This is a genomic window from Rhodanobacter sp. FW106-PBR-R2A-1-15, from assembly GCF_058789735.1.
In genome coordinates this window covers 60,087-74,160 of sequence record NZ_JBYTEM010000021.1, presented here as the reverse complement: position 1 = coordinate 74,160, position 14,074 = coordinate 60,087, and the positions used below count along the sequence as shown (strand labels likewise).

The 14,074-nt window shown below is 59.7% G+C and carries 12 protein-coding genes; 5 read left to right on the top strand and 7 right to left on the bottom strand.

Going from position 1 to position 14,074, the window contains the following annotated elements; genetic code table 11:
- Positions 1–147 precede the first annotated feature (147 nt).
- Positions 148–1,002: a hypothetical protein gene (locus AC3WTD_RS12015; protein ID WP_492613923.1), complete on the bottom strand. Its 855-nt coding sequence runs from the start codon at positions 1,000–1,002 to the stop codon at positions 148–150.
- A gap of 227 nt (positions 1,003–1,229) precedes the next feature.
- Here AC3WTD_RS12015 and AC3WTD_RS12010 point away from each other — a divergent pair, with 227 nt between their 5' ends.
- The 3 genes from AC3WTD_RS12010 (at position 1,230) to AC3WTD_RS12000 (ending at position 6,094) form a co-directional block, all read left to right on the top strand.
- Entirely contained in the window at positions 1,230–1,826 is a 597-nt protein-coding gene (locus tag AC3WTD_RS12010) for a hypothetical protein (protein ID WP_492613922.1), read from the top strand.
- Between the two features lie 336 nt (positions 1,827–2,162).
- The gene (locus AC3WTD_RS12005; protein WP_492613921.1) at positions 2,163–4,301 is read left to right on the top strand and encodes an ATP-dependent nuclease; all 2,139 of its coding nucleotides are present in this window, start codon (positions 2,163–2,165) and stop codon (positions 4,299–4,301) included.
- The gene (locus tag AC3WTD_RS12000; RefSeq protein WP_492613920.1) at positions 4,301–6,094 is read left to right on the top strand and encodes a UvrD-helicase domain-containing protein; all 1,794 of its coding nucleotides are present in this window, start codon (positions 4,301–4,303) and stop codon (positions 6,092–6,094) included. Before AC3WTD_RS12005 ends, AC3WTD_RS12000 begins: the two co-directional genes overlap by 1 nt.
- Before the next feature lie 12 nt (positions 6,095–6,106).
- On the opposite strand, the gene AC3WTD_RS11995 is transcribed toward AC3WTD_RS12000, so the two are convergent.
- From AC3WTD_RS11995 to AC3WTD_RS11975, 5 genes are all read right to left on the bottom strand, one after another.
- Complete coding sequence (locus AC3WTD_RS11995) at positions 6,107–6,856, bottom strand: site-specific integrase (RefSeq protein ID WP_492613919.1); 750 nt, start codon at positions 6,854–6,856, stop codon at positions 6,107–6,109.
- A 5-nt stretch (positions 6,857–6,861) separates the two neighbouring features.
- The gene (locus AC3WTD_RS11990) at positions 6,862–7,005 is read right to left on the bottom strand and encodes a hypothetical protein (RefSeq protein ID WP_492613918.1); all 144 of its coding nucleotides are present in this window, start codon (positions 7,003–7,005) and stop codon (positions 6,862–6,864) included.
- Positions 7,006–8,321: 1,316 nt separating this feature from the next.
- Positions 8,322–9,749, bottom strand: a complete 1,428-nt coding sequence (locus AC3WTD_RS11985; RefSeq protein WP_492613917.1) for an SMODS domain-containing nucleotidyltransferase — start codon at positions 9,747–9,749, stop codon at positions 8,322–8,324.
- Entirely contained in the window at positions 9,746–10,648 is a 903-nt protein-coding gene (locus AC3WTD_RS11980; protein ID WP_492613916.1) for an S-4TM family putative pore-forming effector, read from the bottom strand. The genes AC3WTD_RS11985 and AC3WTD_RS11980 overlap by 4 nt, the downstream gene beginning before the upstream one ends.
- A 240-nt stretch (positions 10,649–10,888) precedes the next feature.
- Positions 10,889–11,968: a site-specific integrase gene (locus tag AC3WTD_RS11975; RefSeq protein WP_492613915.1), complete on the bottom strand. Its 1,080-nt coding sequence runs from the start codon at positions 11,966–11,968 to the stop codon at positions 10,889–10,891.
- A gap of 105 nt (positions 11,969–12,073) precedes the next feature.
- Here AC3WTD_RS11975 and AC3WTD_RS11970 point away from each other — a divergent pair, with 105 nt between their 5' ends.
- On the top strand, positions 12,074–12,964 hold the full coding sequence (locus AC3WTD_RS11970; protein ID WP_492613914.1) for a DNA-binding protein: 891 nt from the start codon (positions 12,074–12,076) through the stop codon (positions 12,962–12,964).
- Positions 12,965–13,370: 406 nt separating this feature from the next.
- Positions 13,371–13,700, top strand: a complete 330-nt coding sequence (locus AC3WTD_RS11965) for a DUF3653 domain-containing protein (RefSeq protein ID WP_492613913.1) — start codon at positions 13,371–13,373, stop codon at positions 13,698–13,700.
- Here the strand turns inward: AC3WTD_RS11965 and AC3WTD_RS11960 are convergent.
- Positions 13,693–14,074: hypothetical protein (locus AC3WTD_RS11960; protein WP_492613912.1), on the bottom strand; the 382-nt coding region annotated here is incomplete at its 5' end. The two genes, AC3WTD_RS11965 and AC3WTD_RS11960, sit on opposite strands and share 8 nt — an antisense overlap.

Here is a 14,074-nt window from a genome sequence, read left to right as displayed (position 1 = left end):
CCGCGTTAGCGACCCCGCCCAAGCCGCTTTGAGCGGCTCACACAACTAAAGCCCCCGGCTTTGCCGGGGGATACTTATTTCTTGAGAAGGAGCGGATTAGCCTGTGTTATCGCAGGTAGAGAGGAACACGGTTACAGGCAGAAAACATCACTTCGGCGGCTCGTCTTCGTCTCGGGATTTCTCTTCCGCCGTCACAAGCCGTGGTGGGTGGAGCCCGTACTGGTCACAGAGAGCCGCAATATGCTTCATCAGGGACACGTCCGTAACGCCGATTTCATCGACAAGGATGTTCGGCGTGGCCTTGATGAAAAGCTGGGGGACAAGTCCGTCCGGGTTCGCTTCGACAGTCAGCCCTTCAGTGGCGATTCGATAAGGCTCAGACCCACTGGCGATTGGTGTGCCATTGATGGAAATTCCCGTGTGGACGGCCACCCTATCGGCGTCGATGATGAGCCGCCACTCGTTCTGGCGCGCCCACCTTTCCTGCTTATTTTTATGGAACACGAGGGTGAGAAGGTCGTCTCTTGCGGCGTCTGCATCAGGTGTGTCGATATCGGGCTGATAGCGGACACGGTGAAAGGGCGATTCGAAATCACCCGACGCCTGCGTGAGCAGGCAGGACAGCCCCGGAGAGGCGTCACGAATGGCGCGGAGGATGCGGTCGTCGCTGGTGCGGATGTGAACGCCGTTTGGACCGTATTGCCTCGACATCCGGGGCGAGAAAGCGGCATTGGCATGCCAGCAGCTGATAAAGGTCCGGCACCGTGCGCCGAAGGCCATTTCGTGGGTCAGGCGTGCAAAGTCTGCCAGCAGCTGCGGCGCCGCGGTTCCACCTCGCCTCTCAATCTCCCTTCCGAGCTCTCTAGTTAGGTCGGATACAGGGGCTTCCGGAAGGTGCCCTTCATCAGGGTCGTCGAACGCGCAGGCGATGCCAAAGTAGATGCCCTTCGTTAGCCAACTTTCGAGATGTTGCGCGGGCATGTAATTCCAAAGTAACGGCATCGCTGAGTCCTTGATCGGGCACGGAATCGAACAGATTGAGGTGGGTGCAGCGCATTCAATGGGCGTAGGCGCACGCGCGAGGCACACTCCTCCGGAATGCGGCGGCCTGGCTCGAACGTAGCGAACTATCGAACGGAGATGCGCGGTATCTACGTAGCGGATCTCTGCACCGAGGTCTGACGGTCCGCTGAGGTGCCCCATGAGTTGCGGCGGTTTGCGGATCACCGATGCCTGGCAGTACTGTGCCCAGGACGTCCATCGACGCCAAGAACCTGAAGGATGGGGTCTATCGGTATCTCACATCGCCATCCGGAAACCCGAGCAATTTTTCCTATGCGCACATTGCTGGACATGATGGGGAATTTGAGATTAGACAGCAGGTCCGCATCGAGTCCCACATCAACGCGGACATAGCGTTCACCCCCGATATCGTGGTCCTGCGGCAGAACGCCGAGCTGCTTGCGACGACGGATGGGGACTTTGCGGCAGGCAAGCGGCGGTTTTCCCGCGTCAATAGCAAACACGTCGTCGCCGCACACGAGTGCAAATCGATGAGCCCCTTTCCCGAGCTGATGGTGAATTTTGTGGGTATGCTGGCCGTTGCCCACGCCTGGCACCAGAACGACAGCACGGTAATCTACACTCAGGGGAATGGCCACTTGGCCCCGACGCTTTTTGTCGGCGGCACGGCCCGAGGGCTTCACCTGAGGATTCAGAGTAGCTTTCGGTTAAACATCGTCTGCGGGATGCATGAGGGAACATGGTCCTTGACCAACGCGAAGAACAGACTCGTCCTCAAACCCACCCCAGCGCAGCTGCCGTGAATGACCCGGCTGCTCGCTTGGCGGCCACCTCTTTGCGATGCATTTAGAAGACGGCTTGGGGCGGCATGCCTGATGGCGCAAATCCCAAACGACCGTGCGCCAACCGATGCGAGTCGCACCCTTGCTGTCTCGCCGGCGACGGGGGCCTCGCGTGGTGGTCCGGATGCCTGGCCGCTGGTCGGGTGACACCGGCTGCCCCAGAATCGGGCCACCAGCCGGATTCGATCCGTTGGATGCTAGGACAATCGGCGACGGCACGCCGAGCGCGAACGTATATCGAATAGGCGACAAGTCGGCCTCGACACTAGGACATCGACCGAATCAAACGGAAAGGTTATGCACATTTCGAAGCTCACGATCGTCAATTACCGCAACTTCGCCAACGCGACGCTGCTCTTCAACAAGGGCGTCAACACTCTCATTGGCGAGAACGGGGCAGGTAAGACCAACCTGTTTCGCGTGATCCGGCTGCTCTTGGATGACAACATGCTGCGCTGGGCGGTGCGGCTTGAGGAGACCGACTTTCACCGCGGCCTTGAGGACTGGCGAGGGCATTGGATCATCCTTAGCATGGAGTTCGACGACATTGGGCCGGACGAGGAAGTTCAGGCGCTGTTTCTGCACGGCACCGGCAAGATCGCCAACGGCGCGATTAGTCGAGCAACCTACAACCTGATTTTTCGCCCCCAAAGGCATGTCCGGCAGAAACTGGCCGACCTGCCCGCCGGGGATGTCGTCGCTATGACGGCGATTCGGGAATGCCTCTCGATCGAGGACTATGAGGCCATCTTTACCGGACGCAGTGAAGCCGATTTCAATGATCCGGCCATCTACAAGGAGTTGGTCGGCGACTTCGATAACTGCGTCTTCAGCAAGGAGCTGGATGATCCACGTATCGGGGTGCGGCTCCCCCAGATACTGTCGCTGACCAAGCAGGTTTCGCTGACCTATATCCAGGCGCTACGCGACGTGGTGGGGGAGTTCCGCAACAACCGGTCCAACCCCCTGTTTACCCTTCTCAAAGGGAAGAGCGGTGACGTCGCCCCCGCAACCATGGCGCCCATAGTGGCCCAGGTGTCCGCACTCAACGATGCCATTGAGGCACTGACGGAGGTGCAGGCGGTGCGCACGGACATCCGCGACACCATCAAGGATGCAGCCGGCGAGACCTATTCCCCCAGCGCCCTGTCCATCAAATCCGATTTGCCAGACGAGCCTGAGAAATTGTTTCAATCGCTGAGGCTGTTTGTGGGTGAGTCGGGCGAGAGCCACGAGGGAGGTATCGACGAGCTGAGCTTGGGTGGCGCGAATCTAATCTTTTTGACGTTGAAACTGCTGGAGTTCAAGTATCAGAAGGCTAGGCGCTCGATCGCCAACTTTCTGCTGATTGAAGAGCCCGAAGCCCACATTCATACCCACATTCAAAAGACCTTGTTTGACCGCATCACCTACAGCGACACGCAGATCATCTATTCCACGCACTCCACTCAAGTCTCTGAAGTGAGCCGGGTCCGCAGCGTCAACGTGCTCGGTAGGCATGGCATCCAGTGCGAAGCGTACCAGCCGACCACGGGCCTTAACGCCGCCGAGATCGGCGCGATCGAGCGCTACCTGGACGCCGTCCGAAGCAACCTCCTGTTTGCCAAGAGGGTGGTACTGGTCGAGGGTGATGCAGAGGAAATCTTGGTCCCGGTGCTTTTCAAACACGTCTTCGGACTCAGCCTGGACGAGCTCGGCATCAGTCTCATCAACATCCGAAGCACCGGTTTTCAAAACGTGGCTCGGCTGTTTCATGACAACCGCATCCGCAAGCACTGCAGCATCATCACGGATCTGGATGCCGCCATTCTCGATACCACGTCGGCTCCCGGTGACACGGAAGCGCTGGCCACCTACAAGGCCGCGTGCCTAGCGTCACAGAAGAGCGGCGCGGAGCGACGCGAGCTGCTGGACGCCTTCGCCGATGGCAATCGCTGGTTGTCCGTGCACTACGCGCAGCACACGTTTGAGGTGGATCTTGTGGCCGCAGGCAACGGGCCACTGCTCGCATCGATCGTTCCGGCCGTGTACGTCGATCCCAAAACGATCGCCACCGCCGAAGCGGAGCTAACCAGCGGCGACAAGGCGAAGTTCGGCAAGCGGGTCCTGACCATGGCCAAAGGGGAGGGGAAGGGCTGGTTCGCCCTGCTGCTCGGACAGAACGTCACGGCCGACACGGTCATTCCCCCATACATCGTCGAGGCAGTACTGACGGCGCATGGCGACCTCAGCACGGAAATCCTGTTCAATATTTTTCGTCATCGCGTCGGCCATGCCATCCACAATGGGACTCTCGCTGCCGCCAGGAGCGACGTCGTCTTGGCTCGACTCGATGAGTACCGTGCCGGGGCGGTGGGCCTGCCGGATCTCAAAGCCTACCTGCACGCCGAGTTGCCCGATGATCAGATTCACGACTTGCTGGCCGGCGTCGCCTGATGTTCACGTGGACCAAGGATGAGCTCAATGACGATCAAAGCGATGCGATTGAAGCCCCGGGCAGCATCTTCTTGGTGGCTTGTCCGGGGAGCGGCAAGACCCGCGCGTTGACCTACAAAATTGCGCTCGAGTTGTCCCGCCTACAATCGGATCGGCAGTTTGTCGTCGCGATCACCTACACCCATCGCGCCGCCAACGAAATCCAGGAGCGCATTGAAGACCTCGGGGTGGATATCTCCCAACTCTGGATCGGCACCATTCACGCGTTCTGCCTAGAATGGATCATTCGTCCGTACGGTATTTATGAACCCAAGCTGGCCCATGGGTTCCGGATTATCGACCAGCACGAGCGCGAAACCTTGCTCGATACGCTGTGTAAGCCCTATGCCGCGCAGCGCATCACGCACTACGACTGTGACTATTACTTCGCGTCGAGCATGTATCATCCGAGCTGCGGCGATACCGCCAAGCACGCACACGTGAAGGCGATCATCCGAGAGTATCTTCGGACGCTGCTGTCCCGCCATCTGCTCGATTTTGAGCTAATTTTGTACTTTGCCTGGCGCTTGATCAGCCGGCATCCGGTCATTGCGGATTTGCTGGCCAAGATCTTTCCGCTGCTGCTGGTGGACGAGTACCAAGACACCAAGCAGATTCAGTACGAGATTCTCGGCGCCATCCTCAAGGCCGGCAGCGGCGCCTCGCGACTGTTTATGGTGGGCGATCCCAACCAGGCCATCTATGGGTCGCTGGGCGGCTATGCCATTGATGTGGCCGACTTGCGATCCATCACCGGCCTCGCAATCAGCGAGCGCGCCCTGTCCAAGAACTATCGCTCCTCCGAGCGGATCGTCGCGTACTACGGCCACTTCAACGTGCATGCCACCGCCATTGAGGCTGCGGGCGAGCAACGTACGTACGCGAGCCTGGTGTCCTACAACGATGCCATCGCCGTGGACGACCTGGTCGACGAAGTGGCACGCTTGATCCGCTATAACGTCGAGACCCTGGGCATTCCTGCCAACGAGATCTGCGTCCTGGCGCCGCAATGGTTGCACCTGGCGACGATGACGCGACGGCTAGCGATCCGGCTGCCCGACTATCAGTTTGATGGCCCCGGCATGGTGCCGTTCGCGCGCGATCCGGAAAATTTTTGGTACAAGTTGTCCCGGCTTGCGCTCACCGAACCCTCGCCGGCGCTCTTTGTGCGACGCCTGCGCTGGGCCAACGAAGTCCTGGCCGACTTGAAGGAAGCCGGCGCAGCTCTCGCCGATTGGTCGCCGCGCGCACTGCTGCGCGAGTGCAATGCCATCGAGCTCCCTGAGGCCGATGGATTGGCCTACCTGGAGACGTTCGGTGCGGCGTTATTTGATCGACTCGGCATCGCGCTGGCGAGTTTTCCCGCCGTGCAGGTGCTGCAGCAGGCGTTCGTCGAGGGCTCCCAAGTGCGCATTGCCAAGCTGGAAGCCGAGGGCCTCCAGGGGGTGGGGGAAGTGAGCTTCTTCCGACGCGCGTTTCAACCCCGATCCGGGGTGACCGTCTCCACCATTCACGGCGTCAAAGGCGCCGAGTTTGACGTGGTGATCGCTTATGCCCTGCTGGAGGGGATGGTGCCTCACTTCAGTGATCCCGGTGGCGACGACAGTGGCCGAAAACTTCTGTACGTCATCGGCTCGCGCGCCCGGAAGAATCTGCACTTGTTTTCGGAGTCCGGTCGCAATCGGGGGCGGCGCGGCCACTACGTGCCAACGGCAACACTGGGCACCTGCCGCTTTAATTATGACGTCGTGTAGTGCGCATCGGCGTCACCGGGCGTCCAGCAAGGGCTCACGCCGCCGCTGGGGCTCGCTGTTTTTGCCGCAACTGGGCCACGGCGTTACCGCCGGCGCTGGGAGCGCCGCTTGTAGATGTGCACCATTTCCGCGCTGCGCAACCCGCCGGCGCGCTGGATCTGGGCGGTGGTGGCGCCGGCATTGATCAGAACGTTGGCGGTACCGACGCGGGCCGAGTGCCCGGAAATGCTCCGGCCATAGGGTAGGCCGGTAGCGATGACCCGGCGCCGAAAGATTCGTGCCACCTCGCGCGGCCGCAGCATGACGATCGGCGCCTCCGCACCGGCGGCGCGCGGTATGGGTTGCATCCTGTCGCCCGCCCCCGATCGAGCGAAACAATAGGCCTTCGGTGATGCCCGCCACCGTCTGCCACGCGTGGATGCGCGTCATCGTCGCGGCGTCGACATAGCGGTAGTCCGCCTCAGCGCCGAGCCGATTGGTCTCGGAGAAGAGCAGCCACAGCGTCCAGCGCCCGGCACTGCGATTGAAGTGGAGGTGCTCCACCGCCGCGCGCACCAGTTCCGATTCGCGCGCGAGCGTGTCCGAGGCCGGGCAGAGCAGGACGGCGTCACGCCGATCGCGCGAGGTTTTGCCGAACGCGCTGAGTATGGTGTCGATGTCGGTCGCGATCACTTTGCCGGCCTGACGACTGGCGTTACCGTTGTCGGGACGGCCCGCGGCTGTGGTGCGCCGGGCCAACGCCTGGCCAACCGCCGCCCACATGGGTTTCAGCGTGCCTCCTGCGCGGGGTTGGGCACGCCGGTGACCGTATGGATCAGGCCGACCCTGTAGACGTAGCGCTTGAGCGTGCTGCGTTTGCGTCTGCGCGCCACCGCGTCCAACAGAAGCGTCGCGAGCTGGTCGACGTCCACTGGCAACTTGATCGTGTGGGAGCACCCCGAGCAGGCCCACTTTCGACCAACACCGGCGTAGGTAGGGTGTGGGGTCGGTTGCGGTGCGATGCCAGGGAAAGTCGTGGCCCCGCCGAGTTATTGACTGGGCCACTAGCGCGGGTACACCTTTAGTCGGCATCGCCCTCGTGCTATGGTTTATCAGCGCATCCATCTCAATCTCCTTGGTCAGATGACGCGAAAGTGAAGCAGGTCTGCCTCACCGGAGCGTCAGTACACAGGACGCCGAGGTGGGTGCGCTTTTTATTTCTGTGGCGTATGCCACCAACTGGCCAAAGTTGCTTCTTGCTTGATGTCCGCGACGGTGAACGATTGGGATTGCCACCTTTCCGGGTAGGACACGATTTCGCGAATTCGGATGACTAGCGTATGCCGATTGCCGTTAATGGACAGAGCGTCTCGATACCAGCAGATGATATGTCTGGTTTCTATCATTCGTCGTCCGCTCCGAGCTGGAGCTTCCCGGCGGCAAAGATAGCGATCTGGCACTTTGTCGAGGAACGCGTGGAGGTAGCGGGTGACCAATAGCGCGGAATGGCGCTGTTTCGCTGTCTTGGACCTGCGGGTGACATGACGCCAAGCGAAGCGGCTGACCTTCAGTTCACCAACAAGCGGATGAACCAATCTCGTAGATTTTAGCCGCGAATAGTCCACCTTCGCCAAGGGAAGGATCTTGTCTTCGTCGGATTTTCGGACTGTTTGACATGCGTGCCTATGGGCCCAAGTAGCATAGATAGCGAGGCGACTCAAATCGTATCGAAGCGACGGTCGGATGTAGTCGTTGAAAGCGACTTTGACCGATGCCTTTCGCCTGTTCCTCGGATCTGAAGCGAACCAGTAGACCTTATCCGACGGAGCGGGAGGGACCCATGCGATGAGCCCAGGCGTTCCTGTCCCAGATAGGGCATCTTTCGTATCGCCATCTATGTTGAGCGTAATATGCTCCTTTGACCGTCGCCCGTAGGAAGGGCCACTTTTTACCTGGCAGCGAAGAGGTATCAGCTCCTTGGGGCGGAATGCGTTTCGAAAAGTCAGATGCAAATCGACTTTTGCTGCGTCCTCATCCATGGATGCGTTAGAAACTTCCCCACAGACGGCCGTCCCTAACAGAGCTGCTGCACGACGCGCGCCACCGTCACCGACTTCCTTTGTTGTTACCATTTGCGTACATGTCTCCTTGTTTTCGATGAAAGGATCACATTCCCCCAGTAGGAACTATCAGTGGACGCTCTTAGATGGCAGAGCATCCGCCTTAGAGCGGGCCACATGCCATTGCATCACTCGATCACTACGAAGAAAGGTTGGCTTTGTCCAACGAGTACGTTGTCAATCTGACGAATTACGAATGCCTCGACGAGATGGACGCCCCGATATTGGAGGCGCTCCTGCCGCGTGTGGCCATTCTCCGATGCGTAGAATCCGCCTCGGAGCTGACTTTTGCTCGCCGCCACCGGGCCATTGTTGGTCACGCGCCACTCTGTTCTATAGCCACTGCCGATGGATGCCCCATTTGCCAAGCGTGCCGAAAATTCCACCCAGTGCCCAGGTAACAGCGGCTCCGCACTAGCAAGTGCTCGCCTTTTCATTCGGTTCGTCGCAAACGCCAAGTCCGCCGTAACGTGAATTTCGACGATCGATGCCGCACTTGGCCACTCTGGAGGACGTAAGTGCGCCGGCCGGGCGATATCCGCCCCGATCACGCTCGGTCCGAATTTCCTTACGAGGTCTACATGATCCAAAGCCACGCTAACGACATCAGAAGCTTCTACGACCTGGGTGAATATGCTCTTTCGAGCGCTCTCACGAACAGTGCCAAACTCGTCGCCGAACACTGCCTGCCACTTCTGAATACTTTTTCCCTTGTCTCCCTCGGAATAGGCATCGTCGATCCATATGCGATACAAATGGATTTTTTCGCAGAAATTTTTGTACTGCGTCTCAGACCAGTTTGCACTCTGGTTTTCTAACCTCAAGACGGGATTACTCACTTGCGGGATCGGCAAGCGGGCGGCCAACCACTCATCAAGACGCCCGACAACGGTTTTAAGAGCCATGGGGATATCCGCGAACTCGGTTCCGGTACTATCGGAATCCTTGATTTGTAGGCCGATCAATGTCGTCAACAAAAAAGAGGGGCACGTGAAGTTGCACTTAATGTCCCTTATGTACTTCAGAAGGCGCGTAACCTTACGCAAGCTGTGATTACCTACGAGGCGGTTGCGTTCCTTGATCCAGTCCGTATAGCCTTTTGGGTTGGAAGCTTGGAACTCGTTAGTCATGCGATTGCAGACTTCGAGCGACTCGCCCCCTTGGCGATTCACAACGCATGGCGCGATGTCAATCTTGCGTTGACCGGCATATTCAATAGTTACGCAGTGCGAATATACACGGAGCTTATCTTTGTATAGATTGCTGGAACGAAATACTGCCGCCAGTTCGTTAACGTATTGCTTTGACTCCCATCCTTCGACTGGTTCTACATAGGCCACCAAGTCCGCATCGAAAGCATTGCCTTCGACAGGCTTAATGATGGTTTGGTGTGCCCATGATCCGTGTGCGGCAAACTCGACGAGTTTCGGAGCCCAGGTCGAATCGCGAATAAATCGCTTGATGGCTTCCACTGAACTGTCGAGTTGGTCAATACGTGTCGAATTTAAGTTAACCACTTCATCCAGAAAATCGGAAAACTGAGCGATGTGCTTCATCCTTCGTGTGCTCCTTGTTCCTTAAGTTCATCAATCCAGGCTTGAGCACCCGCGCTCATACCAGCATCCAGCTTCTTTCTCAGTATGAGATACACCCAATCAAAAATCAGAGGGCTGCTGGCCCGATGACTGTAAATGGCATCCTGCAGTTCCCGTATACGTTGCCTCAGATCGTTGTACTGGATGTCAGCAAGACATCGCCATACCTTTTCGATTTCATCTTTGAGATGGCTTACTGTTTCGATCGTCGCCTTTTGGCGAACAATCTCTTTGGCTGACCAAGTCAGGAATGGGATGAGAGGCGCCGCATACAGCACTGCTGACGCCATGTTCACCCCGGTCGCGACCAAACTTGCCAAATAGGCCACGACCACCATAGCAAGCAATACACAAAGGCCTGCCCGGTAGTAAGCACGTTGCGCGCCGTCATACCAAAGGTTACTTCGTTGACAAACGAGTGCAGTCACATGTGCCTGCGCATTACCTGCTGCCGGCGCATACCAGTCCTTAAATTCCGTCTCACGGCACGAGGCGTCTATAGCGCTGCTCAACGATTGCACGTCTTCGTGACTGACACGTGCACCTACGGTAAATGCATTCCATGGAATCCCGAGCAGATCACAGTCGAACTGCTCTTGCAAAATTGCAGTGGTCTTGATGCGCTGCCGCTGCCACGGATCGAGCCAAAATGCTTCCGCTAGAGTTAACCCAATGCCGGCCAGAGCAATCAGTGCCCGTGTGCTATTCGAAAGCGAGCCACAGGCGAATGCCGCTACTGCTAGCGCGATGGTCAAAAGAAGAAAGACACCTTGAGCGTTCTTCACTTGCCCAGCTAGCGTTTTGCGTGCGCACAGCAGCGCAATCATGTCCGGCCGATTTTGCTTCTCCGAGAAATCCATGCCCCCTCCCATGATCAACTGCTCGGCTTCGTTCTGACTCCATTCCTTAACGCCGATTTGGTGTTTCTTTCACAAGACTCAAGGTTTCACCAAAAAAAATCTATCCATTTGTTTATAAACGAAATTTTCCTTTCGGCCATTCTTCTGGAGTTAGCTCGGCTGCCTCGATCTAGTGTCGATGCGCAGGCCGACGCAGGTCTTTTTTAAGTTCTACTGATATTGAAACGCATCAGATTGCGACTATTTCAGCAGCCGTGCTGCTGGGTTGTCTTCCGCCTGGCCCGACTGGAAATACCCGATCACGCTGGCCACCGAGCGGTGCTCTGTCATCGCCATCACCGCCGGCAAGGGTACGCCCTGCTTGCCCGCCTCGGTGACGAAGCCCGAGCGCAGGCTGTGCGCCCCAAAGTTTCCCTCCAGTCCCGCCATCGCCGCCCGTCGTTTAACGATCGTCGCCACCGAACCGGGGAGCAGGGCAGGGCCGACCCTGTCCTTCCAGATCCGCCGAAACATCGCCCCCTCGCGGATCCCCGCCGCCTCGAGCCAGGCCGTCAGCGCTTGAGCGCTGCGCCCCAGGATGGGTTTGTCCGGTGTCGAATCCGCCTTGACGCCCGCCTGCTGCGTCTTCGAATACTCCAACCGGTAGATGTAGCCGTCCTGACCAACCTTGCGCAGGTCGCGTAGATCCGCCGCGGCGATCTCGCTCCGCCGGCGCCCGCCGCTGGCGAAGCCGAAGCAGAGCAGGGCGCGGTCGCGCAGGCCTTCCAGCGAATCGTCGCAGGTGAGCAGCATGGCTTCGAGCTCCGGGCGCGTGATCGCGGTCTTCTTGGTCGGCCGCTCACCGCGTTTCACGGCCGAACGCTTGGCGCGGCTCAGCAGCGTGCGCACGCTAGGTAGCTCGCACGGATTGGCCAGCCGCTTGAGCTTGTGCGCCGTCGACAGCACCGCCACGCGCTGGACCACGGTCGAGAGCTTGAGTGGCCCAAGCTTCGCCTTGAGTCCCGCAGCGACCAGCGCGGCGTCGACGGCCGGCGGCAGTTCGCTGACCAGGCCAGTCTTGTTCTTGCGCTGGATGTGGTCGACCAGGAACTGGATCACCGCGGCCTCGCTCATCGGCAGCGTCAGCTCGAGGCCGAAACGCGCCTGGTGCCAGCCGGCCCAGTAGCGCAGCGCGGCGGCGTAGCTGCGCGTGGTGTTGGCCGCGGCGGCTTCGGCCAGCAGTTCCCGCACCGCGTCGGCCGCCTGCTGGGCCAGCTGTTCCGGCAGCACCAGGTTGGAGGCGGGTACGGCAAGGGCCGAAGATGTGTGTTTATGCTTCATAATATGTAGTGTATATTACGAAATAAGGCATGTACTGGCGATAATCATCACGTTATCGGGAGTACGAAACCAAGCGGGCAGGGCGCCGATCGAGGAGACCCATGCATGGGACGAGGCATCACCCAGGACCAGGTCAACACCGCCGCCGACGCCATCCTGGGCGCCGGCGAGAATCCGACCGTGGAAAAAGTGCGCGCCGCACTCGGCACCGGCTCGCCGAACACCGTCACACGCATGCTCGACACGTGGCGCAGCGGTTTGGCCGAGCGCCTGCACAAGGCGCTGCAACTGCCCGAACTTCCACCGGAGGTGGGGCAGGCGATGACCACGCTGTGGCAGCTGGCGGTTGGGCACGCTGAACGCCTGCTCCAGGCCCGACTGGCCACGGAGCGAGCCGCCCTGGCCGCGAACGAAACGCGGCTCGCTGAGGAACGGACGCGCTGGGCGGCGACGTTGGCCGAGGCCGAGACCGCCGTTGCCCAAGCGCAGACACGCCAGGCACTGGCCGAACACGCCTGCGCCAACCTGGATGGCCAGCTCCGCGACAGCCACGCCCTACGAGAGGATTTGATCCAGCAGCGGGATCGGTTGCAGGCGATGGTCGATCGGCAAACGTGTGAGCTTGAGGCCCTTCAGGCCGAACGGACTGCCCGCCTTGCCGCCACGGAGCAGGAACGAGAGCGCACCGCGGCGCATGTCCGAGGTATCGAGGACCGGGCGCACCAGGAAATCGACCGCGCCCGGCAAGAGACCAAACAATGGCAGCAGCGCCACGAAGCGGCCGAGCGGAGCTATCGTGACGCAGTGCAAGCCTTGGAAGCGCGCTGCGAGGCGTTGCAGAAACTGAGGCAGAACGCCGAGAAGGAGTTTGCACGTCTCTCCGGGCACGTCGCGGCGCTCGAAACGTCGCTAGCCAACGCCAGCGCCCGCCCGAAAGCTAAGCGAGCTCCCCGATCTGCCAGGTCCTCGAAGGCCTGCAGGGCCAATACGAAGTGACGGGATCAATCGAAGAGCAAACAACCTCTGGCGGCGCAGTTATCCGTTAGTTCTGCAAAGCAGCCGCCACCAAACAGAGGCCAAGGCGTCTCCTCGTTGGCGGACAGCTTTCTCCGGTGTGGAGGTTTGTCTGCGCTGCATTCCTCGATGTTGAGGTTTGTCTGCGCTGCTTTCCCCGGTGCCGAAGTTTGTGTGCGCCATTTGCGGAGGTTTAGTGCCGTGGGTGTAGAGGTTTCTCTGCGGAGAACATTTACCTTGAATTCCCATGCGGCACATGCCGCGAAGGCAAGGATAACGGCAGTACACAATTTCGCATAATGTATATTATGTCAAATCTATTGCACCGTATCCGGCAGGCTGGCATGCGCCTTGCTTCGCGGCTGACGAAATTGCACGGAGCTGGACAATGGGCAGGATTCGCGCCCGCCTGATCGGCTGGACCTACGACGACACACGGCAGGAAATCCACACGCCTGCCGGAGCCGTGATACCGCTGCGCGACATTGCGCAGCGGCTATACGACGACATCCGATGCCGCTACGACTTCGGAGGCGCGTGGACCGGCTGGAAGATGCGCGGCGACCGGCTAATACCGCCGCACGGCGGCAGGTTCGGCCCCGCGCTTAAACCCGACACCGCCGCCGCTTTCGCCCGCTGGGTCGCCGAAGCCACATGCGGCAACGCGCCGCAGCCACGCCCAAGGCTGCGCATCATCCAAGGCGGCAAGGCTACCTAATCGGCCGATCCGCATAGCGGCCGCTACAGCGCACCGGATTGCCCACGGTGCCAAGCTGCGAATAGCTCGATCCGTCCACCACAACCACCACGCCGCCGACGCAGCGCTGGTTGCCGGTCAGAAGCCGGCGATCCCAAGACATGGCGACTTCCTCACGCTGGCGCTGGACCGCCAGCCGAGAAGCCTGTGCGCGCTCAGCATCGACCTGAGCAGGTATCTGCACGATCTGCCCCATAACCTCCTGCGCCTGCCGAACGTCGCGTGCCCGGTCAAACTCACGGTACGCGATATACACCACGGCCAGCACCAGCGCAGCGACCACAATGCCGATGGCTACCTTCGCCCCCTCACTCATCCCTACCCCTCCCTGATTG